This is a genomic window from Limnobaculum zhutongyuii, assembly GCF_004295645.1.
Taxonomy (GTDB): domain Bacteria; phylum Pseudomonadota; class Gammaproteobacteria; order Enterobacterales; family Enterobacteriaceae; genus Limnobaculum; species Limnobaculum zhutongyuii.
In genome coordinates this window covers 2,484,521-2,510,443 of the sequence record NZ_CP034752.1, presented here as the reverse complement: position 1 = coordinate 2,510,443, position 25,923 = coordinate 2,484,521, and the positions used below count along the sequence as shown (strand labels likewise).

Below are 25,923 nucleotides of genomic sequence, written 5' to 3'. Positions count from 1 at the left end.
AAATGATAAAGAATAAACAATGGTTATATGTTGTGGCGTTATCCGTTTTTAGCCTGAATGCTTATGCTGAACTGGATTGTAAAAATGCCATGAATACGTTGGAGATTAATGCTTGTGCCGAGCAAGAGCAACAATTAGTGGAAAAGAAGCTGAATCAAACATATCAGGCTGTAATGCAGATGATGAGTCAGCCCGATTTACCGAGCATGTCTTTTGCGGCAGTGAAGAAAGATCTGTTGGAGAGTCAGAGAGCCTGGATAACTTTCCGCAAAAAAGATTGTGATGCGCTGTATGATTTCTATATAGACGGCTCAATTCGCAATGTGGTGTATATCTCCTGCATGCAGAAGCATGCCGAAAGACGAATTGATGATTTAGATCGTTATCTTACGGGTTCTACGCTGAAGTAACGAATTGATAAGCGGGTGATGTTATGAATATCAGTCAGGTTGCAGAGAAAACGGGTTTAAGCAGCAAAGCGATTCGTTTTTATGAAGAGAAAGGGCTGATCACGCCGCCCAATCGTTCATTGAATGGCTACCGTACTTACAATTCACGCAATATTGAGGAACTGACATTATTACGTCAGGCCCGTCTGGTTGGTTTTACTCTGGAAGAGTGCAAAGAGCTACTGGCTCTGTTCCACAATGCCGATCGTCGTAGTGCTGATGTGAAAGCTCGCACGCTGGAAAAAGTGTCTGATATTGATAATCATATTGCTGAGCTCACGCAAATGCGGGAACGACTGATGGAGTTAGTGGCGCTTTGTCCGGGGGATAATGGGGCTGATTGTCCGATTATTGATAGTTTTACCGGGTGTTGTAAGCAGAAGAAAGGGGCTAATTAGAGCGTTTAATCTTAGCTTCGGTGGATATTCCGTCCGTAAAAACACAAATGTATATATTACCTGTGTGCCCGGCCGGAAAACCATCTGTACTTTAGTCTTATGCGCTTCGGGCCTAGCCGGGCTAGGGGCGCTTCGGCAGCTAAAGCTGCTACGACCCCAACGCCCGTCTCTCCCTCAGATTAATTTTTTAGATGTCATTACTAGTTTGGTTGCGATGCTCATCCCTGATAGCTTCAACAATCAGGGTGATGCTTTCTACCGCGACGATACGGATTTCGGTTCCCTCTGGCAGGTCTTCTGAGCAGCGAATCGGCCAACTGCCATCTGCCAGATTGATTCGACCTGCACCGTTAACAATTGGAGAGCTCAGAACCATTTTTTTACCGATTAATAGCTTGTCCGGCTGATTCAGATTCTGTTTATCACTGACGGTTCGGGTTTTTAACCAGTACCACCAGATAATGGCAGTTACCATTGTTAAAACGGCGAAGTTAACCCATTGCCAGCTCCAGTCCATGGGAACTACCCAAGTAACCGCGCCAATAATAATCGCAGATACGCCACTCCAGAGCAGATAACCATAGGTTCCCAGCAGTTCAGCAGCCAGTAACAGGCCTCCGAAAATTAACCAGAAACGATATGGGTAAGCTGCCATGTCCTGAATAATATCCATTATTTTTTCGGCTCGCCTTTAAGTAACTCAGTGATACCGGCAATGCTTCCCAACAGATTGCCAGCTTCCAGTGGCATCATCACCACTTTGCTGTTGTCCGCAGAACCAATAGATTGCAGGGCATCGGTATATTTCTGCGCTACGAAGTAGTTAATAGCCTGAATGTTACCGTCGGAAATTGCATCAGAAACCATTTGGGTGGCTTTTGCTTCTGCTTCTGCCGCACGTTCACGGGCTTCTGCCTGTAAGAAAGCGGCCTGTCTTTCACCTTCAGCCTTCAAAATTTCAGACTGTTTTTGACCTTCAGCACGCAAAATTGCCGCCTGACGAATACCTTCTGCTTCCAGAATGTCGGCACGTTTATTACGCTCGGCCTTCATTTGAGCGTTCATGGCAGCAATCAATTCTGCAGGTGGGCGAATATCGCGAATTTCAATACGGGTGATTTTAATCCCCCATTGATTAGTCGCTTCATCAACCACCTGTAATAAACGAGTATTAATATGGTCGCGCTGGGAGAGCATTTCATCCAATTCCATGGAGCCCAAAACGGTACGAATATTGGTCATAGTCAGGTTAAGAATGGCCGCTTCAAGATTACTTACCTGATAGGCCGCCAGTGCAGAATCTCTCACCTGAATAAAGCAAACGGCATCAATGGTTACGTTGGCGTTATCTTTGGAGATGATTTCCTGAGAGGGGACATCCAGCACCTGTTCCATCACGTTAATTTTGCGACCAACCCGATCCATAAATGGAATAATCAGATTCAGGCCAGGCATTAACGTTTTGGTGTAACGACCAAAGCGTTCAATGGTCCATTGATAGCCCTGTGGTACCACTTTAATTCCGGCGAACAGCACAAATAAAACCAGCAGTACCAGAATGGCAATCACAATGGCAGAAGCATTAGGCAACATAATATCCATCCTATAATCCTTTAAAGTTTGTATACATTAAGTCTACGCGAAATTTAGTATTAAGGAAGCCAGAATGCGTCAGAGGAGGGCTAACTGACACCGGTTTTTATTTGAAAATTGCTTACAGGAATGTTCACTAAAACTGATGAGAATGAAATTTTTTCAGCCAAGGGTAAAAATAATCATATCAAAATTATTTGTAATGGTTATAATTAGAAGGTTTGACTACACCTCTTTAAAATCAATGAATTTGCTTTGTTTTCTATCGCCTTTGGTCGTTAAACCAATAGGTGCTCCTATTCCTGCGCCCAAAATATGGGGTGGAAGGAGAAGTAAGGGCAGAAGGTAAATGCCCTGGCGCAAACAACGCATTGATTAAAGAGATAATTCCGTAGACAAACGTCCGAATAGTAATAACTGATGACGATATAACTAATAAGGCGGGATTAACAGTGACCAACGAAGTGATCAACCTGACAGAAAGCCAAAAAGCGCCGGTTGTCGAAGAGGCAAAAAGAAGAAAGTATGCCTATAAAGCGGTTATCGCTTCTACCGTCGGTTATGCGATGGATGGATTTGATTTATTGATTCTCGGTTTTATTCTTAACGCGGTAGCCTTGGGATTAGGATTAACCACCAGTGAGGCTGGATCTTTGGTTACCTGGACGCTAATCGGCGCGGTTATTGGTGGTTTGGTCTTTGGGGTATTAAGCGATTACTACGGTCGGGTGAAGGTACTTACCTGGTCAATCGTTCTGTTTGCGGGTTTCACCGGCATGTGTGCTTTGGCACAAGGTTACTGGGACTTACTGATTTATCGCACTATCGCGGGCATCGGCCTGGGCGGTGAGTTTGGTATCGGTATGGCGCTGGCTGCTGAAGCATGTCGACCCAATGAGCGGGCCCGCATGTCTTCATATGTTGGTATTGGATGGCAGGCCGGCGTGCTGGCGGCAGCGTTGTTAACACCGCTGTTGTTGCCGGTTATTGGCTGGCGCGGTATGTTCGCCATTGGGGTGATTCCGGCATTGGCCTCTTTTGTTATCCGCCACTATATTGGTGAGCCTGAAATCTTTGTTAAAAAGAGCAAAGAAAAGCGTAAAGGGAACCCATTTAAAGCACTGATTTCCGACCGCGAAACCATCAAAGCCAGCATTGGTATCTCGATTCTTACCTCAGTACAAAACTTTGGTTATTACGGCATTATGATTTGGATGCCATCCTATCTGAGCCAGCAGTTTAACTACTCCTTAACTAAATCAGCCATGTGGACTGCGGTAACCGTATTGGGTATGGCCTTCGGGATCTGGTTATTTGGTCAACTGGCTGACCGTTATGGTCGTCGTCCGATCTTCCTTATCTATCAGGTTGGCGCAGCGCTAATGGTTTTAGCCTATTCACAACTAACCGATCCGTTTAGCCTGCTGATTGGCGGTGCCATTATGGGAATGTTCGTCAACGGTATGATGGGGGGATATGGTGCATTAATCTCAGAAGTCTACCCAACCGAAGCCCGGGCAACCGCGCAAAACGTCCTGTTCAACATCGGACGCGGTATCGGCGGCCTGGGGCCATTGGTAGTAGGATTAATCGTCTCCCTTTACTCCTTCCAGACAGCCATCGCACTACTGGCCTCACTATACGTGCTGGATATCCTTGCCACACTATTCCTGATCCCAGAAAAAGCCGGTAAGCCGTTGGAGTAATAAAATTTATATAAAGCGTTTCGTGTAGTGACCAGATTTTAAAAGTCAATCGTTGGGAGAGACTGCCGTTGGGGTCGACTTGGCGTAAGCCAACGAAGCGCCCCTAGGCTGGCTAGGCCCAACGCACTCCGGACTTAAGTACAAATGGTCTTCCGGCCGGGCACAAAGTCTATATATGCACTTTGTTATTACGGCCGGAATATTCTCAGAATCAAAACAACATTAATACAACAACGAATACAACCGACGTCTAAACTTCGCTGCCAGAGCATCACCGGTTCCCAGCGCAGCCAGAATATCCAATATGGTTTTCTTAGCGCTACCATCTGCGGCATCCAGCGAATGGCTCAGATGCTTCATCAGCAGAGTTAATGCTTCTTCATTACGTCCAACGGTATGCAACTGCAACGCTAACTGAACCGCCAGTTCAGCATTATCTGGCTGAGCTTCAACCTGCTGCTGTAGCTGTTGAATTTCCGGGGTATCGGCCGCCTGCTTCAGCAGTTCAATCTGAGCCACAAGCCCCTGATAGCGAGTATCACGATCCTGAAGTGGGATAGTTGCCAGCACGCTTTCTGCTTCATCGCTTCGATTCAGAGCAATCTGCGTTTCTGCCAGCATCAGGCCAATATCACTACGTTGGTTGCTTAACTGCCAGGCATCTTTCAGTAATGGTAACGCATCAATATATTTACCTTCACGCATTAGCTCATCGGCTTCAGCGGCTTTCAGCTCTTCTTCTTTCGGCAGGAAACGGTTTAACAATTCGCGAATGGCTTCTTCCGGCTGTGGTCCCTGAAAACCATCGGCAGGTTGCCCATCTTTAAACAGATAAACAGTCGGAATGGCGCGAATACCAAATTGACCTGCAATCATAGGCTGAGTATCACAGTCAATTTTTGCCAGAGTAAATTTACCAGCGTATTCAGCTGCTAACTTTTCCAAAACCGGGTCTAACAGCTCGCAATGCTGACTGCGGGGAGACCAGAAATAGAACAGTACTGGTGCCTGGGCTGACTGTTCCAGCACTTGCTGAAAGTTAGACTCGTTGACGTCAATGATGGCATTAGTGGTCATAATAGATTCTCTTTAATCGATTTTTCTGTGAGAGTTATTAAGCAGATATATGGGCATTATTATTAGCTTCAAGCGTTGCTAACCTTTATTTACCAAAATCTTATCCATTAAGCGATCGGGCAGCAGGCGCTTGCATATGGCCATGGCTTTTGTCACCAAAGTAACCCGATAGCGAATTTTTGCGCGCGGGCTTTCCAACGCATGGCGAACAATGGGAATCAGTGCCTCGGGAGGTAGCGTGAAACGCTTAGCCACCGGTGGGTTTTTTACCGGACTATCGCTCTGAGTCTGGTTAACGTTATCGCTAAAGGCGGTGCTAATAGGGCCTGGCTCAATCAAACTAACCTGAATGCCGCTACCGTATAGCTCAAGTCGCAGGGCATCAGACCAGGCTTCCAGCGCATATTTACTGGCCGCATATAACCCACGCCCCGGTGTGGAGATAATACCCATCACTGAACTGGTCTGAATAATACGGCCTTCTCCCTGTTTCAACATCGACGGCAGAAGAAGTTGAGTCAACTCATGTGCACCAAACAGATTGGTGGAAAACTGTTGCTCAAACTGACGGCGGGAAATGGTATTCAGTCGCCCATAGACACCATATCCACCATTGTTGAATAGTGCGTAAAGTTTACCCTCGGTCATGGCCAATACTTCGGCGGCTGCCTGCTGAATACTCTCGCTGTCATCCAAATCCAGCCTGACTACTTCAAACCATTTTTCCCGAAGCGTTGCTATATCTTGTGCTTTTCGGCAGGTAGCAATCACCCGATAACCATGCTGCTTGAGATCGGTTGCGATCACTAAACCAATACCACTGGAACAGCCGGTAATTAAAATCGCCTTTTGCATAACTTTACATTCTCCGTAATCGGGCCTATTTCGCCTGTTTTTCAGCATCAAGACCAACATAGGGAGCCAGCGTTTGCGCCATAAAATCGGCAATTTCCGGCTGTGCTTCGGCAGTAGGGTGCAGGCCGTCAGGCTGCATCAATTCAGGCTTAATGGCGACTTTTTCCATAAAGAATGGAAGTAATGGAATTTGATGTTGTTGTGCTAATTTAGGGTAAATTGCTGTAAAGGCGTCGGTATATCGACGGCCATAGTTTGGGCTGATGCGTATTTGCATTAACAGCGGCTGTGCATTAGCTTGTTTCACTAATGTAATAATATGTGTTAAATCCCGTTCAATATCGGCCGTCGGAAAACCTCGTAAACCATCATTTGCGCCCAGTTCTATCAGAACCCAGCGTGGCTGATGCGTTTTCAGTAACTCCGGCAAGCGGGATAACCCTTGTGCTGCGGTATCACCACTAATACTGGCATTAACTACCGCGGGGGCTTTAGGATTTAATTTCCAGCGTTCACCCAACTGCGTGGCCCAGGCCTGTTGGATGGGAAGCTGATAACCGGCGCTCAAACTGTCGCCCAGAATAAGTAGCGTATCTGCAGCTGCTGCAATACGTATTGATGACAATCCCAGTAATAAAAGGATCGGGATATGCCTGAGAATAATGTTCTTGAAGTTCATCATTTAAATAAATTTGTTGGTGAAGGAGAGCATAAGCTCAACATCCTTACCGGAGTTGAGTTAGTTGTCAAATCTGCTGAAACAATAGCACTAATTGGCGAGTCAGGTTCAGGTAAATCGACATTGTTGGGTATTCTCGCTGGCCTGGATGATGGCAGCGATGGGGATATCAAGCTATTAGGTCAGTCATTACCTGGGTTAGATGAAGAGGCCAGAGCCGCACTGCGCGCTCAAAATGTGGGATTTGTATTTCAATCGTTTATGTTGGTTCCCACGCTGACCGCGTTGGAGAATGTCCAATTACCGGCGCTGTTGCGGGGAGATAATGAACGCAGCAGTAAAGAGCAGGCGATTCAGCTGTTAGAGCAGCTTGGATTAGGTCAGCGTATCGGACATCTACCCGCACAACTTTCCGGTGGTGAACAGCAACGGGTGGCCATTGCTCGCGCTTTCATTGGCCGGCCTAAAATTCTGTTTGCTGATGAACCTACCGGAAACCTTGACCGCCAGACGGGAATAAAAATTGCCGATCTGCTGTTTTCTCTGAATCGTGATTATGCCACCACGCTGGTATTGGTTACCCATGATGAAACGCTGGCGGCACGTTGCCAACGCAGACTGCGCTTACGCGACGGTAAGCTGTGGGAGGAGTCATGATTTGGCGCTGGTTTTGGCGGGAATGGCGTTCTCCCTCACTGCTGGTTGTTTGGTTCTCTCTGACGCTGGCGGTAGCTTGTGTATTGGCACTGGGCAGTATCAGCGACCGTATGGAGAAAGGGCTAAGCCAGCAGAGTCGTGACTTTATTGCAGCCGATAGGGTGCTAACTGCCAGCCGTCCGATATCCGCTGAGTGGTTGCAGCAGGCGGAACAAAATAAATTAACGGTAAGCCGCCAACTGTCGTTTATGACCATGGCTTATGCTAACGATGTGCCTTTGCTGTCATCGGTTAAGGCCGTCGATCTGAATTATCCGTTGTACGGTAAGTTAGAAACAGTGCCTGATAATCTGCGTCCGGAACCAGGGAGCGTTTTAGTGGCACCGCGTTTGCTGGCGCTGTTGAATGCACATCCGGGAGAGATGCTGGAAGTCGGTGATGCAACTTTCCGTATTGTGGGAGAGATTCATCAGGAGCCAGACTCGGGCTTTAACCCTTTCCAAACGGCACCGCGTATTTTAATGAATTATGCGGATATCGAAAAAACCGGGGCAGTACAACCGGGAAGCCGTTTAACCTATCGCTATCTGTTTGCCGGTGCAGAACAGGATCTTAACCGTTTTGGTGATTTTATTGCTCCTCAGCTTCGTCCGGACCAGCGCTGGTTTGGTATGGAACAGTCCGGAACCGCGGTAGGTAAGTCGCTACAGCGGGCACAAAATTTCCTGTTACTGTCAGCTATTTTAACCCTGTTATTGTCCGTTGCGGCGGTAGCCGTTTCAATGAGTCACTATTGCCGTAGCCGTTATAACCTGATTGCCGTATTGAAAACGCTGGGAGCAGGGCGACAGTCGCTGCGTAAGTTGGTGATCGGGCAATGGCTCTCAGTACTGCTTTTGGCCGCTATCGTGGGTTGTTCTATTGGTTTGCTGTTTGAAAGAGGATTAATGGTATTGCTGGCACCGGTTTTGCCGAAAGCATTACCTGCAGCAGGCCTGTGGCCATGGTTATGGAGTCTGGGTACATTATTGTTTATCTCAGTGCTTGTTGGCTTACGCCCTTATAAGCAGTTACTGGCAACCAGGCCTTTACGCGTACTGCGTGAAGATGTGGTGAGCAATGTCTGGCCGTTGAAGTTCTATCTGCCAATGATTAGCGTGGTAGTGGTGCTATTGCTGGCGGCGTTGGTTGGGTTTAACCCTATGTGGTGGGGCGCGCTGTTTGGTATTCTGGTGCTCTCTTTGTTGCTGGGAGCCCTTGGTTGGTGCAGCTTGTTACTGTTACGGCGTATTACGCTCAAGAGTCTGGCATTGCGTTTAGCGGTTAATCGCTTATTACGTCAACCATGGATAACCACCAGTCAGCTTTCAGCTTTTTCATTCTCGTTTATGTTATTGGCTTTGCTGTTTATGTTGCGAGGCGAGCTGTTGGAACGTTGGCAGCAGCAGATCCCGCCGGGTAGTCCTAACTACTTCGTGATGAACATGACCAAACAGCAGTTGCCGGAGCTGGAACAGTTCTTTACCCGTCATCAAATTGCTCCGGGCGAGTTCTATCCGATTGTGCGGGTACGATTAACCCAAATAAACCAGCAGGAAGCCACTAAACTGGTGAAAGAGGACGATCCGGGAGGGGAGGCGGTCAATCGTGAACTGAACCTGACCTGGCTGCCCGTGAATAAGCCATCACCAAACGAGATAACCAAAGGAACCTGGCCGCCGAAATCAGGTGAAGTCTCCATTGATGATGGTCTGGCGGGACGATTGAATTTGAATATTGGTGATAAGCTGACTTTTAGCGGCGATACCCAAACGTTTGAAGCCACGATCTCCAGCCTGCGGCGGGTTGACTGGGAGAGCCTGAAGCCTAACTTCTATTTTATCTTCCCGGAAGGTGCGTTGGACAGTTTGCCGCAAACCTATTTAACCAGCTTCCGCTATCAACAAGAGGGGCCCGCACTGGTCCAGCTAAACCGTCAGTTCCCTACCTTGAGCCTGATGGATATTGGTAGCATTCTTAAACAGATTTCTACTGTATTCCAACAGGTTGCTCAGGCGTTGGAGGCGATGGTGGTATTGGTCGTGGTCTGCGGAGTACTGCTGTTGTTAGCTCAGGTACAGGTAGGAATGCGTCAACGACGGCAGGAGTTGGTGGTGTATCGCACACTGGGTGCTGGAAAACGCTTGCTGCGGCGCACGCTGTGGAGTGAATTTGCTTTACTGGGGCTGGCGGCGGGTATTACGGCAGCTATCGGTGCTGAAGTGTCTCTATGGTGGTTGCAGTATAAAGTGTTTGATTTCCCGTGGCAGCCAAACTACCTGATGTGGATTGTGCTTCCGCCGCTGTGTGCTGCATTGTTATCGCTATGTGGTGGATGGTTAGGGGTAAGTTTGCTGAAAGGAAAGGCGCTGTATCGACGCTATCAGGAGTAGTCATTTCTGATGATTAAGAAAGATTCGTTCCAACCGGAACGAATCCTTCGGTCAAATTTTTCTGGTTAACTTAATTTATCTAAAGCCCAGTCAATACCGGACCAGTAGACTTCGTCCATCATTGGCTTTAGCTGTAATAATGACTGTTTTAATACCTGAGGATCAGGATGATTCAGATTTAAATGTCCAACCTTTCGGCCTTCCCGAACTTCTTTGTCATACCAGTGTAGATGAACCAGTGGTAGCGATAGCCACTGTGGGTTGATATTGGTACCGATCAAATTGACCATTACCGAAGGTGTTGCTACGTCTGGTTGTGGCATTGGCAGGTCCAGAATCGCCCGTAAATGAAGCTCAAACTGACTGACCGAGGCACCATTCTGTGTCCAGTGTCCGCTGTTGTGTACCCGGGGAGCCAGCTCGTTAATCAGTAGATTATCACCTACAATAAAGCACTCCATTGCCATCACACCAACATATTTCAGCTCATTGAGGATTGCACTTAGCATCTCTTCAGCTTGTTGCTGTAAGTGAGCATTAGGTTCCGGTAACGCAACGCTGGTGCGCAAAATGCCTTCTTCATGCAGGTTGTGAGTCAACGGATAGAAAACGCATTCCCCCTGATGGTTACGGGCACCAACCAGAGAAACTTCTCCGCTAAAATAGATGCCTTGTTCAACAATACATTCACCATAAATTTCATCGGGTAAATGCTGTTCATCACCAGGTTTTACTCGCCATTGACCGCGACCGTCATAACCACCAACCCGGCGTTTGACGATGACCAGTGAGCCAAGACGATTGAGAATCGCTGGCCATTCAGTTGGCGCATTTAGTGGCTGCCAGGGAGAGGTTGCCAGATTAAGCTTATCCAGTAATTGCTTTTGTGTCAGACGGTCGGCCAGCAAAGGAAAGATATCCCGATTAACAAAACCACGGTGGTTTGCCAGTACTTGAGTTAATGGTGTATCGGGCCAACGTTCTATTTCAGCAGTAATCACCGCATGTTGATAAGGAACGGCTTCGGGTTCAGCATCCAGTCCTACTGGATAGACGGCAATTCCTAAAGGTTCTCCCGCCTGACGTAACATTCGGCCTAACTGACCATTACCTAATACGCAAACGGGTTTCATGCAGGTTCCCTCGGATCGGGATTATCCAGTACTTCATCGGTCTGTTTACGTCGCCATTCTGTCAGACGAGTGGCAATTGTCTCATCATGCAGCGCCAGTATTTGAGCTGCCAGCAGGGCGGCATTAGCTGCACCGGCTTTACCAATCGCCAGCGTACCAACGGGAATACCTCGAGGCATCTGTACGATGGAATACAGGCTATCGATACCGCTCAGCGCAGCACTTTGCACCGGAACACCAAGCACGGGCACCAGGGTTTTAGCCGCCAGCATTCCCGGTAAATGCGCAGCACCGCCAGCACCTGCGATAATCACATCAAACCCATTGTTTTGCGCTTGCTCTGCAAAACTGAATAATTTATCCGGAGTGCGATGCGCAGAGACAACTTCGGTATGAAAGGGGATGTTTAAAGCGGTCAGAATATCGGCGGCAAATTGCATGGTAGCCCAGTCACTTTTGGACCCCATAACAATAGCGATTTTTGCCTTGGCAGCGTTGGCTGGCATAGGTGTGATGCTCCTGTGTTAGTGCAGGCAGTAATTGAAATTTTAGGATAAAACATAACGCGACAACATACGGTTATCAACCAAAGCGCAACAATCGGTTGCTCCTCTCTGGATGAGGGCGTAGAGGATAACACGGCTGGCGGGTAAGGAAAACGTTTGCGTAATGTGATTTATTATAATTATTGCGGAAAAATCAGCAGCAAGGTGACAGGAATATCGGTTTCAAAAATCAGAGAGGGAAGCTTGCCAACTCAATTTGATCGTTGGGATCGACGCGTAATACCGAGCCAGTATCGTGCCAGGCTCCCAGTACCACTCGTTGAGACAATCGCCCACCAATGGTCATATCATGAATCGCAGGCCGATGAGTATGGCCATGTATCATATGTACCACCTGATGAGCTTTGACTGCTTCGATCACTGCCAGTGGGTTGACGTCCATCATTAGTGAAGATTTGGTGCGATTACTTCTTTTACTTTGACGGCGTAGTTTTCCGGCAATTTTCTGACGTAAAAACAACGGCATTGATAAGAATATTTTCTGGATAATAGGATTGCGAATATAGCGGCGAAAACGCAGATAGCCAGGGTCATCTATACACAGGGTATCACCGTGCAGAATCAGTACTTTCTGACCATAAATGTCGATGACGCACTCTTCCGGCAGTAACACCATTTTACTACGTTTGGCGAAATCTTTACCGAGAAGAAAGTCACGATTACCATGAATAAAATAGCAGGGAACGCCCTTATCGTGCAGTTCGGCCAGCGCCTGAGCTACAATATCATGAAGTTCATTGGGGTCATCATCGCCGATCCAAAACTCAAACAGATCGCCTAAAATATAGAGCGCATCTGCATGGACAGCCTCTCTTTGCAGAAAAGCGAGAAAACCGGCAGTGATTGTCGGTTCATTGTCACTGAGGTGAAGATCGGCGATAAATAGTGTGGTCATCGATGATTATTATTCTTCGTCAACGGTGACGCTATTGATAATCACATCTTCAACCGGAACATCCTGATGCATACCAGAGCGTTTAGTTTTAACGCTTTTGATTTTATCAACCACGTCCATACCTTCAACCACTTCAGCAAATACACAGTATCCCCAGCCGTCACCACTTTCTGAACGGAAATTCAGGAAGTCATTGTCTACCAGGTTAATGAAGAATTGTGCTGTTGCTGAGTGAGGTGCAGCGGTACGAGCCATTGCCAGAGTACCACGGGTATTTTTCAGCCCATTGTTAGCTTCGTTTTTGATGCTGTCGTTAGTGTTTTTCTCATCCATACCTGAAGTGTAACCGCCGCCCTGAATCATAAATCCATTGATCACGCGGTGAAAAAGGGTTCCGTCATAGAAACCACTACGGCAATAGTCTAAAAAATTTTGCGCGGTAGCTGGTGCTTCTTTAGTGAAAAGCTTTATCGCAATATCGCCGTGGTTGGTATGAAGAGTAATCATTGAATATCCTGAAATTTAGTAGTTAATCAATCAACTGTATATTGTATCTCAAGGTGTCTATTGCTGCACCCATTGGTTTATAGCATTTTTAAATAGTTTACCAGTACTTTATTCTGGTTTTGTCACTCAAGGTGAATTATTAATTTATCAATTGCGGATTAATATCGATAATCGTGACTGTCTGCGCATAAATATGAGAACTTTAGGGTAATTCCGCCATTAAAGCTATCCATTATTAATCTAATTAATCTTTAATAATTATAGCTTTATGTCTCGTATTGCCGAGAGAAGTTGAAGGGCCAAAGGATGTAACTCTTTATGTGTATCAGGTAAAAAGCCCATCATAACTGCTGCACCAACCAGTCGTCCTGATGCACTAAATATAGGACAAGAAATTGCGCGAGCACCAGGAATACCTTCAGTTTCTGTCAAACGAATAGAGTAACCTGATTGGATGATTTGCTGCCGTTCCTCTTCGCTTAAGACTTTTTCATGCTTATAGGTTTCGTCGTAGGTTAAAAAGATTTTTCCTGCAGCGCTGTTGGTCAGTGGAATTGGCGTATTATCTTTGTAATCAATCTCAATATTTTTATTGCTGCGATTGTACTGCACCAGATTAATCAAATTACCTTTCTGAATAGCAAGACCGGTAGAAATATTGAGCTTATCCCTGAGTTGGGATAACGCATTATTGATAGCGGTTAAGGTGCCATTCTGTTTTTGTGCCGCAGCGCCTAATACGGATAGCTTATTACCCAGAGAGTAAAGGCTGGTTTCCGGATCCTGATAAATCATATCGCACCGACTCAATGACACCAGATACTTATGTAATCGACTTTTTGATAGCCCGGACAGGCGCGCAATATCAATGGCTCGGGCTGGTTTATCGTATTCAGCAAGCGCTTCCAGAATAGTAATTGCAATCTCTACAGAGTTTATACCCTGGGTATCTGACATCCGAAACACGCCTCAACAAACGATATGAATAGAAAATGACCCAAGAGTTTACCTTTTTTTAGCCGGTCTGACCAGAATAACCCCTAATAACGCTAACCCAAAGGAGGAGGGGGGGATTTTCCCATGCTCAATAATGATTAAGCATAAAGGGGTAATTTGATCTCGATCAGTACACTATATATTAACCATGGTTAACTTATAGTGTCTTTCATGTGTTATTTAATTGGAAGGCGGGCAAATGTGAGGATGACCATAAAACATAAGATGTGGCGGAAACATCATGAAAAACATATCGGATATCAGACTGAATCGTCGAACCTTATTAAAAGGATTGGGGGTAATTGGCCTGGCCAGTATTTCGCCTTGCGCGTTTTCACTGGTGAGTGAGGATAAAAAGCCATTACCAAGAGTTCGCTTAAAGCTCAGCGATTATCAGACTTTTCGCTCCACCTGTGCGATGGAGTGTTTACACTGCAATTTAACGGCCTATGTCTATCAGGGTGAGCTGAAAAAGATTGAAGCCAGTAAAGATTTCAACGTGAAGTGCTGCCTGCGGGGGATGAGTCGCACCAAGTGGGTCTATCATAAACAGCGGGTAAAAACGCCGTTGCTTCGGGTTGGTGAAAAAGGGGAAGGCAAATTTAAGCCCATCTCATGGGATGAGGCATTAGATCTGATTGAGAAAAACATTCGCGACACCATTGCCACCCACGGCAATAAAGGCATGTTGATCTCTACCCATGCAGGCAATATGGATTCTATCAAAAACGACATGGGGAAAGCGTTTTTTGACTATCTGGGTGGTTCAACCAAACAGGCGGGTTCTCTCTGTTGTTCTGCGGTAACCGCAGCCATGATGCCAATGGTTGGATTACGTTATGCAGATATGCGCGATACGATTGCTGATAGTCGCTATATCCTGTGCTGGGGGAATAACCCGGCGGTGACTATGCAGGCCTATTTTAAAGAATACATCAAGGCACAAGCCAATGGTGCCCGTCTGGTGGTCATTGATCCGCGCTTTAATGAAACTGCGGCGAAAGCCGATGAGTGGATCCCTATTATACCGGGTACCGATACGGCACTGGCGCTGGGTATGATAAAAATCATTATGGATGAGCAACGGTATGATGCTGATTTTTTACGTCAGCACACCGGGGCCGTCTATTTAGTTGATGCTCAGAAAAAACAACTGCGGGAAAAACCGGATGATACGGAAAGCTATCTGGTATATGACACCTTAACGCAAACTACCGTTCGTCATGATGCACCAGGCATTGTTCCTGCGCTGACTAAAGCCGAGCTACCTACCAGTGCCGAATACACAACGGTATTTGAGCTAATTCGCAGTGAGTCGCAACAGTGGGATTTAGCCAAAGTCGAAGCAGAAACTGACGTGCCAGCCGCAACGGTACTTCGTCTGGCAAGAGAGTATGCCAGTAATAAGCCATCGATGATCGTACAGAATATGTCCGGGGCACAACGTACTGAGTTTGGTACTTATGTGGCGGCAGGTCAGTTCTATCTGGCGTTGTTGACCGGCAATATGGGGAAAGCGGGTGGTGGGGTGTGTGATGCTGGTGGTGTGCGCCAGATGATGAAAATCAACGCTCCGTTACCGGCACCAAAAGACGTACAAAAGATTCCACCGATCCCGGTATCAAAAGTGGGTGACTGGATCGTTAACGATCGTCCGCACCCGATTAACTTCTGGTGGATTATGACCATGGGGGTACTGACCCAGTTGCCTAACACCAATATGGTGAAAAAAGCGCTGAAGAAGGTACCTTTTGTGGTGGTTGCCGACAACCTGATGACTTCAACCACGCTGTATGCCGATCTGGTATTGCCTGTGACGACGATTTTTGAAGATGTAAGCCTGATGGCCGGGGTTCGTAGTCATTATGTACAGTTGATGGAAAAAGCCGTGGAGCCAGTAGGTGAAGCCAAACCGGACTATTGGATTTTTGCCCGACTGGCAGAACGTTTTGGCTTTGGGGAAGTGTTTAATCAACCGATTGAACATTATATTGAAAACTGTCTGGCCGGAACCGGAATCACTATTGAGCAGCTGCGTAAGGGGCCAATTAAGCCGGTTGATGCTCCATGGATTCCATTTAAAGATGGTATTTTCCGCACGCCAACCAAAAAGGCCCACTTCTTTATTGAAGAGTGGCAAAAAAAGGACTTCGCGCCGATTGTTACCTATATGCAGGTGAAAGAGTCGCCTAAGGGCTCTCCTGAGCTGGCACAAAAATACCCACTGATGGCGGTTCAACGCAAACTGGCGCGTAGTATTCACTCCAGCCACGGTATGAATGAGTGGATCCTCGAAGTTCAGCGTAATCAACCCAATGTAATGATTCATCCGGATGATGCGACCAGCCGTAATATTCGTAATGGGGAATGGGCTGTCGTCTTTAACCATCGGGGAGAGCACCGCGCACTGGCAGTTGTTACCCGTCAAATTAAACGCGGTGTTATCAGTCTGGATAACGGCTGGTGGGAACAGCAGGGGGGCAGCAGTAGCCATGTGACTAACGATTTGATTGAAGTACTGGGCACAGGACATAGCTGTAACAGTACCTTAGTCGATGTCAGAGCGGAGGCATAATCATGGTCAGACAATATGGATTCTTAGTCGATATGCGTGGCTGTTATGGTTGTAAAACCTGCTCAATGGCCTGTAAGTCAGAAAATGCGACACCTACTGGTGTCTTATGGCGTCGCGTCAGAGAGTTTAACTTCGACGACCCTAACGGCATGGCATTTATCAGCATGTCCTGTAACCACTGTGACGACCCTCAGTGTATGAAGGTATGTCCGGCAGATACCTACAGCAAACGGCCTGACGGTATTGTGGTTCAGGACCATGAAAAATGTATTGGTTGCCGGATGTGCATTATGGCTTGCCCATATAACGCTCCGGTATTTGATCCGGTAGAAGGAAAAACCAGCAAGTGCAACCTGTGTGCAGAACGCTTAGATGAAGGGCTGAAGCCTCGTTGTGTAGAGTCTTGTCCGGCTGGCGTATTGCAGTTTGGTGATATTGATGAGTTACGTAAACGTTACAGTGCTGATTTAACACGCATTGAAACGCGCTACAAACTGCCGGATCACCGTATCAGCCACCCGAATATTGTGATCATCCCTGCTGGTGATAAGGAATAAGGAGATACCAATCATGTCTGAATATGAACTTCCTTTAGTCTTTTTCACCGTACTGTGTCAGTGGGCCGTTGGCTCCATTATTGCTATTACGGCACTAATGACGGTTCAACCAGTATGGTTGAATGAAGATACGCGTTTTAACCGCTTGCGCTATATGGCACTGGTTATTTTAGCTATCAATATTGTTGGTTCGTTTTTGTCACTGTTACATCTGGGTTCACCGCTGGGAGCCTATCGCGCTATTTTAGGCCTTGGACACTCCTGGTTAAGTCGTGAAGTTGTGGCGTTCTTCCTGTTGAATGGCGTGGTATTCATCTGGGCCGTAGTCATGTTTCGTTTTAACCGCAATCGTGCTCTGGTGAAAAGTGCCAGTTATCTTGCTTCTCTGGCGGGGATTGCGGCGATTCTGGTTTCGGCTCAGGTCTATTATCAAATGGCCAGCCACCCAATGTGGCATTCATTGGTAACTCACCTCAGTTTTATTGCTACGGCATTATTATTGGGATTTGTCACGATTAGCCTGATGGTGGCGGTTTATCAATATCGCCAACAAGCGCAGCAAGGCAAGATTCCGGGGCTACTGTTGACCGGTATTATGCTGGGTGTGTTGCTTATGTTATGCGTGGTGTTGTGGTACAGCCATGGTTTGAATGGACAAGGCCAGATGATCGGTAGCGCTATTGCCGTATTAGGCTCAGGTTTGATGGGATGGTTAATCTTTGGCGGCTTAATCACCGGAACCGGTGTTGCCACATATCTGTATAAGCAATCATCTATTTCCATGACAAGCGCTACGCTGTTGATGCTGGTAGTGCTCTCAGCCGCCGTTTGCGGGCGGATGCTGTTTTATAGTGGGGTGATGAGCCAATCTCCTTGGTTCTAAATGATATCAACTGAAGCTGTCCGAGAATTTTATTCGGGCAGCTTTTTCATTATCAAATTGAGAAATAACCAATTTGTCGGTGATGTTAAATAATCTATAAGGAAATCTTGATGCTGAAGAAAACTTGTCTGTCTGTTGTGATGGCGACGGTGTTGCTATCTGTTGGTGTGGCTCAGTCAGCTGAGCGCAATGTGGTGATGCCTGAAGGCACTAAACCTTCGGCGCTTTTTTCTCCGGCTATTGAAGCCAATGGCTTTGTTTTTACTTCAGGGCAATTACCTATCGATCCTGCAACCGGAAAAATGGTGGAAGGTATTGAAGCACAAACAGAGCAGGCGATAGCTAACTTGCGTACAGTATTAGAAGCCGGTGGTTCATCTCTGGATAAGCTGGTTAAGGTTAATATTTATCTGAATAATATTGATGACTACGCCAGCATGAATAAGATTTATGCCAAGGCATTTAAAGGCGCACCTCCCGCGCGAACCGCTTTGCAGGTAGGTAAAATCCCACTTGGTGCTTCGATTGAAATTGAAGGTATTGCGGTAAAATAGCGCTTTCTGGTTGGTTTAAGTTTATTGGTAGCAGAGGAGACTCTCCTCTGCTACACCCCATCATAGTGATATATACCTCATGAATCATGGGGTTCCTCTTGCAATGCCCTGATAATCAGGTTTCAATATATCTTTCCAATCAACTAATCAAACGGTAACAGGCTTCCAATGCTAAAGATTTTTAATACCCTGAGCAGACAAAAAGAGGAATTTAAACCCATTCATGCGGATAAAGTCGGCATGTATGTATGCGGGGTAACCATTTATGACCTGTGTCATATCGGGCATGGACGTACTTTTGTTGCCTTTGATGTTGTGTCTCGCTACCTGCGTTTTCTGGGTTATAACCTGACCTATGTAAGAAACGTAACGGATGTTGATGACAAAATTATTCGTCGGGCGACAGAAAATAAAGAGAGCTGCGAACAGCTAACAACCAGAATGCTGGCAGAGATGCATGCCGATTTTGATGCATTGAACATTGCCCGACCTGATTTAGAACCGCGAGCGACTCACCATATTGCTGAAATCATTGAGCTTGTTGAGCTGTTACTGCAACGTAATCATGCCTATGTGGCAGACAATGGCGATGTGATGTTTGCGGTTGATACCGATCCTGATTACGGTTTGTTATCCCGTCAGGATTTAGAACAGCTTCAGGCTGGAGCACGAGTTGAAATTGCCGATGTAAAACGTAATCCAATGGATTTTGTGCTGTGGAAAATGTCTAAGCCGGGCGAACCAAGCTGGGCTTCTCCATGGGGTGATGGTCGTCCTGGCTGGCATATTGAGTGTTCCGCGATGAACGGTAAGCAGTTAGGTGAACATTTTGATATCCACGGTGGGGGTTCAGATCTGATGTTTCCTCATCATGAAAACGAAATTGCTCAGTCGACCTGTGCTCACGATGGCCCTTACGTTAACTACTGGATGCATTCCGGTATGGTAATGATTGACCGGGAAAAAATGTCCAAGTCATTGGGTAACTTTTTCACTATTCGTGATGTGTTGAAACATTATGATGTTGAAACCGTGCGTTATTTCTTAATGTCCGGTCACTATCGTAGCCAACTGAATTACAGTGAAGAAAATCTTAAGCAAGCAAGAACTGCTCTTGAGCGTCTGTATACGGCGTTGCGCGGTACGGATGAGGCGGTAAAAGCCGTAGGCAATACAGAGTTTGAAGTTCGATTCCGTGAAGCAATGGATGATGACTTTAATACTCCGGAAGCCTATTCCGTACTGTTTGATATGGCGCGTGAAATTAACCGGCTGAAAGCTGAAGATATGGCTGCTGCTAATCAGCTTGCAGCGGAACTACGCCGTTTATCTGGCGTATTAGGTCTGTTAGAACAGTCTCCGGAATCTTTCCTACAGGGCGCAGGCCAAAGTGCCGATGACAGTGAAGTTGCAGAAATTGAAGCATTGATTAAGCAGCGTAACGATGCTCGTCAGACAAAAGATTGGGCGATGGCGGATGTGGCGCGTAATCGCTTAACCGAGATGGGTATCATTCTGGAAGATGGCCCACAAGGAACGGTTTGGCGTCGTAAGTAACTATTTTACTTGTAAAAAAAGCGCCATCTGGCGCTTTTTTTGTATCTATCAACATCACATTGGATCGTGATAAAGCTCGCAGGCCTGTAAGGTATTCTGCATTAGCGTAGCCACCGTCATAGGGCCAACACCACCGGGAACAGGGGTGATCCAACTGGCGCGTTCGGCTGCGGCTTCATATTCCACATCACCAACGACTTTCCCGCTTTCTAACCGATTGATACCCACATCGATAACGATAGCGCCAGGTTTAATCCACTCTCCGCGTACAAAGCCAGGACGACCAACGGCGGCAACAATCAAATCAGCCTCTCTGACTTTCTTTTCCATATTGGTAGTAAAGCGATGGGTAATGGTGGTAGTACAGCCAGCCAGCAGTAATTCTAACCCCATTGGGCGACCAACAATATTCGACGCGCCAATAACCAGAGCATCTAAGCCGTAGGTATTGATTTCACAGCGTTGCAGCATGGTAATAATGCCACGCGGTGTACAGGGGCGAAGTTTTGGTGTGCGTTGGCACAAACGACCGATATTATAAGGATGGAAGCCATCAACATCTTTTTCCGGAGAGATACGTTCCAGAATCTTGATGTTATCAAAGCCCTGTGGCAGTGGTAATTGAACCAGAATTCCATCAATCAGCGGATCGTTATTCAGAGAGTCAATGAGTTCAAGCAGCTCGTTTTCAGTGCAGGTCATATCCAGATTGAATGAACGAGACAAAAAGCCAACCTCTTCACAGGCACGGCGTTTGCTATTGACATAAATCTGAGATGCGGGGTTCTCACCAACCAGAATAACAGCCAAACCAGGGGCACGTTTACCTGCCTGAAGGCGTTGTTGAACACTTACGGCAATTTCAGTTCTTAGCTGTTGAGCGATTGCCTTACCATCAATAATCTTTGCTGACATCTGAGAATAGATCCATTTTTTAACAACGGGTGTCATATTCTGTCAGAAGCGAAGCGTTCTGTCAGGGAGAAGTTGTGATTAATTAGAAAAGTGGGGAAATCAAAGATAATGAAGGGCTATGAACCGTTTCGGTTTGCATATCATTATCTGACCCATTCCATCCAGATGGCAACCATATAGAAAACTGAGCAGAGAATAATAAATGAGGTTGTGTACATGATCTTTTCCATATCTGACTTCCACGCCTTATTATTTTATTTCAAAGTATAAATATAGCATTGAAATCTTAACTAATTCTTAAATGGTGAAATTAGTCAGAAATGACGTTCATTTAGTCGTGCGACTCAGTGCGAGAATAGCTGTTTTCGCACTGAGTCATCAGTAAAAAACTTAATGTGAGCTATAAACGGTACGTTTATCGTTGGCATCAAAAGTCATTACTGAATAGGCCTCTTTTTCATAACCATCATCCATTCCTGGGCTACCACCGGGCATTCCCGGCGTGCTCAGACCAATAATATTTGGGCGCTCTTTTAACAGACGCTTAATATCATCCGCAGGAACATGGCCTTCAATCACATAACCATCGACTACCGCAGTATGGCAAGACATATACTCCATAGGGATCTTATGCTTTTGTTTTAGCTGATAGAATTCGCGGTCGTTATTTATCATCACCGTTTCTACTGTAAATCCACCTTCTTCCATCTTTTTCGCCCATAAGGAGCAGCAACCACAGGTAGGGGATTTATACATGGTTATGTTGGTAGCCAGTACTGAGCCCGAACAGAACAGTAAAATTAAAGCTAATAAGCCAGATTTCATTACGATCTCCAAAAATATTTATCACGTTAAAAAGTCGAATAACAAACTTAATCGGGGAAAATATCCGGAGCTATTCTCGAAAACGGCAAAAGCGGATTTCAGCCGTCAGTTCCTGTATTGGAGGGGTAAGGCAGTTTAATGAGGGAACCGGTTCTGACTGTGGAGAATAAACCAGCGACTGGGTAGTTTCGGGTATTAATGCGACGACAACATGATTACCTGAATCGATTTGCGTTGCATCAGGCAAACAATGTTTTTCACATAACGGAGAGAAATCTCCATCATCCTGATTTTCGGATAGTGGTTGTGTATGCTGACTATGTAACGTTTGTACAGTGGCTTCGGCATCCGCCATTCGACAATCATGACTGGCAATAGCAAGCTGCGTGCTTAACCATAAGCAGGTGAAAGTCAGTATCCATACAAAAGAACGTTTACTTAAACGATTTATGAACCGCAGCAGTGAATGATTTTTAGTCATTATTCTGTTCATGTTTATAGAGGGCTTTGAAACGCAACAAGGCTGAAAACTATCTTAAAGTAACTCAAATAGCAATCATGTCTCAACAGACTAAATACCATACTGTAATCCAGATATATGATGAACTGAAGGAAAGTCGTGATTTGCTCAGCGTTAAAAACACCCGCGGTATGTAATGGTGATAACGTAAAGTGGCGCCCCCAGAAGGATTCGAACCTTCGACCTACGGCTTAGAAGGCCGTTGCTCTATCCAGCTGAGCTATGGGAGCGTAGAAGAAATGACTATAACTAAAAAACACCTTCAGATGTTTCAGTGGGGTCGAATTATACGGCTCTTGCGGGCTCAGTCAATGGCTTTTACGTGTTAATTCGGAGGGAATGCTGTTTTCATCAGCATACTGAATATATCTTAACCAATTGCCTTGATTTTTATTATATTGCTACTTAAATATTATAATAGAATAAGAGTAAGTGGCTAAGTTAGCTGACTGTTTTAAAATGGCATTTAAAATAAGGAGGATAATATTTTTCTTTTTTTAGATAAAGTTATTTACTATCAACAAGACTCGATTTTATTACTTGATTAGTATTTTATTTTTGTGTGGTGACTTGAATGATTTAATAATTAAATGGTGAAAGTTATGGTGAGGTTTTTATCTAAAATCATCATCGAGTAATAGTCTGAATTTAATCTTAGTAAATTCAATGTCAATGCAACTAATGTATTAAATTTTTGATGGATAAAATTTTCACTGAATCAGGTTGTTCATAACAAATTGTTTTATATTGTTTATTTTTAAATTTCTCATGGTTGAATTTTATTGTGTCAGGTATTTTTCAAAATTATTGTGTAACATATTTTCACTACCATTACTTTTGATGATGAATATTCTGATTAATATCGTTATGATTTTTTGTGTTTTTAATTTTTTTGTTTTTAAAAATATAAATTTTAATCATGAATTCGTGTGATTATGAATAACTAAAGTTCAATTATTTAAAAAATATACTTCATTTAAATGAGCTAAATTAATAGTGTTGCTTAAAAATTGGGTAATGAAGTGCTTGTCATCTGTATTTACTTATTAAGGTAAGAGGTAACACTATGCATTTTAAAAAAATAAAAATTATAGGGGGACTGACTGCTGCAATAGTATTCAGTACGTTCTCTGCTCATGCGGTACTTCAGGTCACCAGTACCGCAACGCCATATACAATTAATGCCAGCGACCTGGACAAAAAAGAAAAGGAGCTGACCAAAGATCCATTAATGCAGAAAGTAAAAGAATCTATACGTACCGCCAGCAATGATATTGTAGAGCAAATTGCCGCAGGGCGTTCTACTAACCCGGAAAACGTGAAACGTGTAGAGAAAATTATTACGCCGGAAGCCTGGAATTACTTATTCCCTTTACGGGCGCCGGAATATACCTATGAAAATTTCCTGAAGGCGATTGGTAAGTTTCCTGCCGTATGTGGAACTTACAGTGATGGGCGCGATTCTGATGCTATTTGTCGTAAGGGACTGGCAACCATGTTTGCCCATTTTGCTCAGGAAACTGGTGGGCATGAAAGCTGGAAGCCGGAGGCTGAATGGCGACAAGGATTGGTTTGGTTACGTGAAATGGGATGGAAAGAAGGAGATCCGGGGGGATATAACGGAGAGTGTAATCCGGAAGTGTGGCAAGGACAAACCTGGCCCTGTGGTAAAGATAAGAATGGTCAGTTCCTGAGTTATTTTGGTCGGGGAGCTAAGCAACTTTCTTATAACTACAACTATGGACCGTTTTCTGAGGCTATGTTTGGCGATGTTCGTACACTGCTGGATAAACCTGAATTAGTTGCTGATACCTGGTTAAATCTTGCCAGTGCAGTTTTCTTTTATGTTTATCCGCAACCACCAAAACCAAGTATGTTGCATGTAATTGATGGAACCTGGCAACCCAATGCCCATGATAAAGAGAATGGGCTTGTTCCGGGATTCGGCGTAACGATTCAAATTATTAATGGTGGTGTAGAGTGCGGTGGCCCAACTGAAATCGCTCAGTCATTAAACCGCATAGCTTACTATCAGGAGCAGACCAAATACTTGAAAGTACCGGTTCCGGGCTCGGAAGTTCTTGGCTGCAAAAATATGAAGCAGTTTGATGCGGGTGGTGCGGGTGCCTTACCAATCTATTGGGAACAGGATTGGGGATGGAGTCCGGATACACCTGATGGAAGTACTTACGCTTGTCAGTTAGTTGGATATCAAACACCATTTACTGCTTTTAAAGAAGGTGATTATAGAAAATGTGTTGAACATTTCTTTAATGTAAAAGTTGTTGGTGGTGATGAACCAACTCCAACTCCAACTCCAACTCCAACTCCAACTCCGACACCAGAACCAACGCCGGAGCCAACCCCTACACCAACTCCGGAACCGACACCAACACCAACTCCGGAACCTGAGCCAGTACCGAATGCCGCTCCTGTCGCAGTTTTAACCGGGCCAACAGGGCCAGTAACCAGCGGTGCTCATGTTGTATTGAATGGTGCAAATTCCAGCGATCCTGATGGCGATAAGCTGACTTACAGCTGGATTATACCTGATGGTCAGACTATCACCGGTGAAGATAAACAGAGTCTGTCATTTGTTGCTCCAGAATTAACTGAAGGGAAGCAATATCAGTTCACGCTGACCGTTACTGACGGGAAATTGAGCAGCGCCGCGGAATATACACTGACAGTGATGCCAGCGGCTAAACCAGCTCCAGTTCCTGAACCAACGCCATCAGGAGATACAAACCAATATCCTGCATGGTCAGCGAAAAAAACCTGGAAACCAGGGGATATAGCGACTAACCGTGGAAAAACTTATCAGTGTCGTCCATTCCCTAATGGCGCATGGTGTAATGTAGCTCCAGCCTATTATGAGCCAGGAAAAGGCTTAGCATGGCAAGATGCCTGGACTCTGAAATAGGTCGTTTCGGTCATTGTTATTTAACGTTCACGCCAGCAATGTTGCTGGCGTGAAATTAAACGTTAGGTAGATTATCAAGCCAATGAAATAGTAAAGATGAATAGAGGACTTGGTGTTTTAAAAACTAATCCCTGTACCTACACCAATACTGGCGCCAGAACTCCCCCCAGAACCACTGACACCCGTTCCCTGATATGAAGAACAGGCCGTGAGTAATAGAATTAGTATCGCTGGCATCATTCTTTTCATCTGTTTGCCTCGGTTTAATTACAAAGTTTGGTTGTGAAGTTTTGGCTACCTCGGTTAGGTTTGCACTTCCATAATACTGATTTCTTTTTGATAACCCAATTCTCATTCTTTTTCGTTAAATGAAATTTAGTCATGATGGCTTCTAAAGAGTCGTCCAAGAGGTGCGTTTCTACTATTGTGATGATGGCTGTTGTTGGTGATTCAGCCGAAGCCTCTTGAGTAATTTTGAAATTGGTGGCCTCTGAAAAACTCTCATCCATGGCACCTAACGCGATTTGCAATGGGGATTGGTTGATAATTTCTTTATTATTATCAGCTTGTTGTGCCAATACAAATGAATTAATAGATAAAGTAAAACCTAAAAGTAAAAATAGTGATAATTTTTTCATATATAAAATTAGTAAAGAGATAACGAATCAACC

25 protein-coding genes and 1 tRNA gene are annotated in these 25,923 nt (G+C 45.4%); 11 read left to right on the top strand and 15 right to left on the bottom strand.

Features of this window, described 5'->3' with window-relative positions; genetic code table 11:
• Positions 1-2: 2 nt before the first annotated feature.
• Positions 3-410: a lysozyme inhibitor LprI family protein gene (locus EKN56_RS11255; RefSeq protein ID WP_130591862.1), complete on the top strand. Its 408-nt coding sequence runs from the start codon at positions 3-5 to the stop codon at positions 408-410.
• 23 nt (positions 411-433) lie between these two features.
• Positions 434-847 carry a Cu(I)-responsive transcriptional regulator gene (cueR, locus tag EKN56_RS11250; RefSeq protein WP_130591861.1) on the top strand — a complete coding sequence of 138 codons (414 nt, stop codon included), beginning with the start codon at positions 434-436 and terminating at the stop codon, positions 845-847.
• Between the two features lie 187 nt (positions 848-1,034).
• Here cueR and EKN56_RS11245 read toward each other — a convergent pair whose 3' ends face one another.
• Entirely contained in the window at positions 1,035-1,514 is a 480-nt protein-coding gene (locus EKN56_RS11245; RefSeq protein ID WP_130593682.1) for an NfeD family protein, read from the bottom strand.
• 5 nt (positions 1,515-1,519) lie between these two features.
• Positions 1,520-2,440, bottom strand: a complete 921-nt coding sequence (locus EKN56_RS11240) for an SPFH domain-containing protein (protein ID WP_130593681.1) — start codon at positions 2,438-2,440, stop codon at positions 1,520-1,522.
• A 473-nt stretch (positions 2,441-2,913) separates the two neighbouring features.
• Between EKN56_RS11240 and EKN56_RS11235 the strand changes: the two genes are divergently transcribed.
• Positions 2,914-4,146: an MFS transporter gene (locus EKN56_RS11235; protein ID WP_130593680.1), complete on the top strand. Its 1,233-nt coding sequence runs from the start codon at positions 2,914-2,916 to the stop codon at positions 4,144-4,146.
• A gap of 222 nt (positions 4,147-4,368) precedes the next feature.
• Here EKN56_RS11235 and EKN56_RS11230 read toward each other — a convergent pair whose 3' ends face one another.
• From EKN56_RS11230 to tesA, 3 genes are all read right to left on the bottom strand, one after another.
• Positions 4,369-5,223: a co-chaperone YbbN gene (locus tag EKN56_RS11230; RefSeq protein ID WP_130591860.1), complete on the bottom strand. Its 855-nt coding sequence runs from the start codon at positions 5,221-5,223 to the stop codon at positions 4,369-4,371.
• Between the two features lie 78 nt (positions 5,224-5,301).
• On the bottom strand, positions 5,302-6,078 hold the full coding sequence (locus tag EKN56_RS11225; protein WP_130591859.1) for an SDR family oxidoreductase: 777 nt from the start codon (positions 6,076-6,078) through the stop codon (positions 5,302-5,304).
• Between the two features lie 25 nt (positions 6,079-6,103).
• A complete protein-coding gene (gene tesA, locus EKN56_RS11220; protein WP_185955890.1) occupies positions 6,104-6,757 on the bottom strand; it encodes a multifunctional acyl-CoA thioesterase I/protease I/lysophospholipase L1 in 654 nt (217 codons plus the stop codon).
• Here tesA and ybbA point away from each other — a divergent pair.
• Positions 6,728-7,414 (top strand): putative ABC transporter ATP-binding protein YbbA, encoded by a 687-nt coding sequence (gene ybbA, locus EKN56_RS11215; RefSeq protein WP_130591857.1) that lies wholly within the window; start codon positions 6,728-6,730, stop codon positions 7,412-7,414. The genes tesA and ybbA overlap by 30 nt on opposite strands.
• The gene (gene ybbP / locus EKN56_RS11210) at positions 7,411-9,846 is read left to right on the top strand and encodes a putative ABC transporter permease subunit YbbP (protein ID WP_130591856.1); all 2,436 of its coding nucleotides are present in this window, start codon (positions 7,411-7,413) and stop codon (positions 9,844-9,846) included. The genes ybbA and ybbP overlap by 4 nt, the downstream gene beginning before the upstream one ends.
• Before the next feature lie 65 nt (positions 9,847-9,911).
• On the opposite strand, the gene purK is transcribed toward ybbP, so the two are convergent.
• The 5 genes from purK to EKN56_RS11185 form a co-directional block, all read right to left on the bottom strand.
• A complete protein-coding gene (purK, locus tag EKN56_RS11205; protein ID WP_130591855.1) occupies positions 9,912-10,979 on the bottom strand; it encodes a 5-(carboxyamino)imidazole ribonucleotide synthase in 1,068 nt (355 codons plus the stop codon).
• Entirely contained in the window at positions 10,976-11,485 is a 510-nt protein-coding gene (gene purE / locus EKN56_RS11200) for a 5-(carboxyamino)imidazole ribonucleotide mutase (protein WP_130591854.1), read from the bottom strand. Before purE ends, purK begins: the two co-directional genes overlap by 4 nt.
• A 229-nt stretch (positions 11,486-11,714) precedes the next feature.
• Positions 11,715-12,440, bottom strand: coding sequence for a UDP-2,3-diacylglucosamine diphosphatase (gene lpxH, locus EKN56_RS11195; RefSeq protein WP_130591853.1), 726 nt, complete (start codon positions 12,438-12,440; stop codon positions 11,715-11,717).
• 9 nt (positions 12,441-12,449) lie between these two features.
• A complete protein-coding gene (gene ppiB / locus EKN56_RS11190; RefSeq protein WP_130591852.1) occupies positions 12,450-12,947 on the bottom strand; it encodes a peptidylprolyl isomerase B in 498 nt (165 codons plus the stop codon).
• Positions 12,948-13,205: 258 nt separating this feature from the next.
• Positions 13,206-13,904 carry an IclR family transcriptional regulator gene (locus EKN56_RS11185; protein ID WP_130591851.1) on the bottom strand — a complete coding sequence of 233 codons (699 nt, stop codon included), beginning with the start codon at positions 13,902-13,904 and terminating at the stop codon, positions 13,206-13,208.
• 280 nt (positions 13,905-14,184) lie between these two features.
• Here EKN56_RS11185 and EKN56_RS11180 point away from each other — a divergent pair, with 280 nt between their 5' ends.
• The 5 genes from EKN56_RS11180 (at position 14,185) to cysS (ending at position 20,069) form a co-directional block, all read left to right on the top strand.
• The gene (locus EKN56_RS11180) at positions 14,185-16,518 is read left to right on the top strand and encodes a molybdopterin-containing oxidoreductase family protein (protein WP_130591850.1); all 2,334 of its coding nucleotides are present in this window, start codon (positions 14,185-14,187) and stop codon (positions 16,516-16,518) included.
• 2 nt (positions 16,519-16,520) lie between these two features.
• Positions 16,521-17,075: a 4Fe-4S dicluster domain-containing protein gene (locus tag EKN56_RS11175; RefSeq protein WP_185955889.1), complete on the top strand. Its 555-nt coding sequence runs from the start codon at positions 16,521-16,523 to the stop codon at positions 17,073-17,075.
• 13 nt (positions 17,076-17,088) lie between these two features.
• Positions 17,089-17,958 carry a dimethyl sulfoxide reductase anchor subunit family protein gene (locus EKN56_RS11170; protein ID WP_130591849.1) on the top strand — a complete coding sequence of 290 codons (870 nt, stop codon included), beginning with the start codon at positions 17,089-17,091 and terminating at the stop codon, positions 17,956-17,958.
• A 110-nt stretch (positions 17,959-18,068) separates the two neighbouring features.
• Positions 18,069-18,512 carry a RidA family protein gene (locus EKN56_RS11165; RefSeq protein ID WP_210405298.1) on the top strand — a complete coding sequence of 148 codons (444 nt, stop codon included), beginning with the start codon at positions 18,069-18,071 and terminating at the stop codon, positions 18,510-18,512.
• A 168-nt stretch (positions 18,513-18,680) separates the two neighbouring features.
• Positions 18,681-20,069, top strand: coding sequence for a cysteine--tRNA ligase (gene cysS, locus EKN56_RS11160; protein ID WP_130591848.1), 1,389 nt, complete (start codon positions 18,681-18,683; stop codon positions 20,067-20,069).
• Positions 20,070-20,123: 54 nt separating this feature from the next.
• On the opposite strand, the gene folD is transcribed toward cysS, so the two are convergent.
• From folD to EKN56_RS11140, 4 genes are all read right to left on the bottom strand, one after another.
• Positions 20,124-20,984: a bifunctional methylenetetrahydrofolate dehydrogenase/methenyltetrahydrofolate cyclohydrolase FolD gene (gene folD / locus EKN56_RS11155; RefSeq protein WP_130591847.1), complete on the bottom strand. Its 861-nt coding sequence runs from the start codon at positions 20,982-20,984 to the stop codon at positions 20,124-20,126.
• A 390-nt stretch (positions 20,985-21,374) separates the two neighbouring features.
• A complete protein-coding gene (locus EKN56_RS11150) occupies positions 21,375-21,809 on the bottom strand; it encodes a DUF411 domain-containing protein (RefSeq protein WP_130591846.1) in 435 nt (144 codons plus the stop codon).
• 70 nt (positions 21,810-21,879) lie between these two features.
• Positions 21,880-22,290: a hypothetical protein gene (locus EKN56_RS11145; protein ID WP_130591845.1), complete on the bottom strand. Its 411-nt coding sequence runs from the start codon at positions 22,288-22,290 to the stop codon at positions 21,880-21,882.
• A 192-nt stretch (positions 22,291-22,482) separates the two neighbouring features.
• Positions 22,483-22,559, bottom strand: a tRNA-Arg gene (locus EKN56_RS11140).
• A gap of 836 nt (positions 22,560-23,395) precedes the next feature.
• Between EKN56_RS11140 and EKN56_RS11135 the strand changes: the two genes are divergently transcribed.
• Positions 23,396-25,252 carry a chitinase gene (locus EKN56_RS11135; RefSeq protein WP_246019809.1) on the top strand — a complete coding sequence of 619 codons (1,857 nt, stop codon included), beginning with the start codon at positions 23,396-23,398 and terminating at the stop codon, positions 25,250-25,252.
• 263 nt (positions 25,253-25,515) lie between these two features.
• Here EKN56_RS11135 and EKN56_RS11130 read toward each other — a convergent pair whose 3' ends face one another.
• Positions 25,516-25,890, bottom strand: coding sequence for a hypothetical protein (locus EKN56_RS11130; protein ID WP_130591844.1), 375 nt, complete (start codon positions 25,888-25,890; stop codon positions 25,516-25,518).
• Between the last annotated feature and the right edge of the window lie 33 nt (positions 25,891-25,923).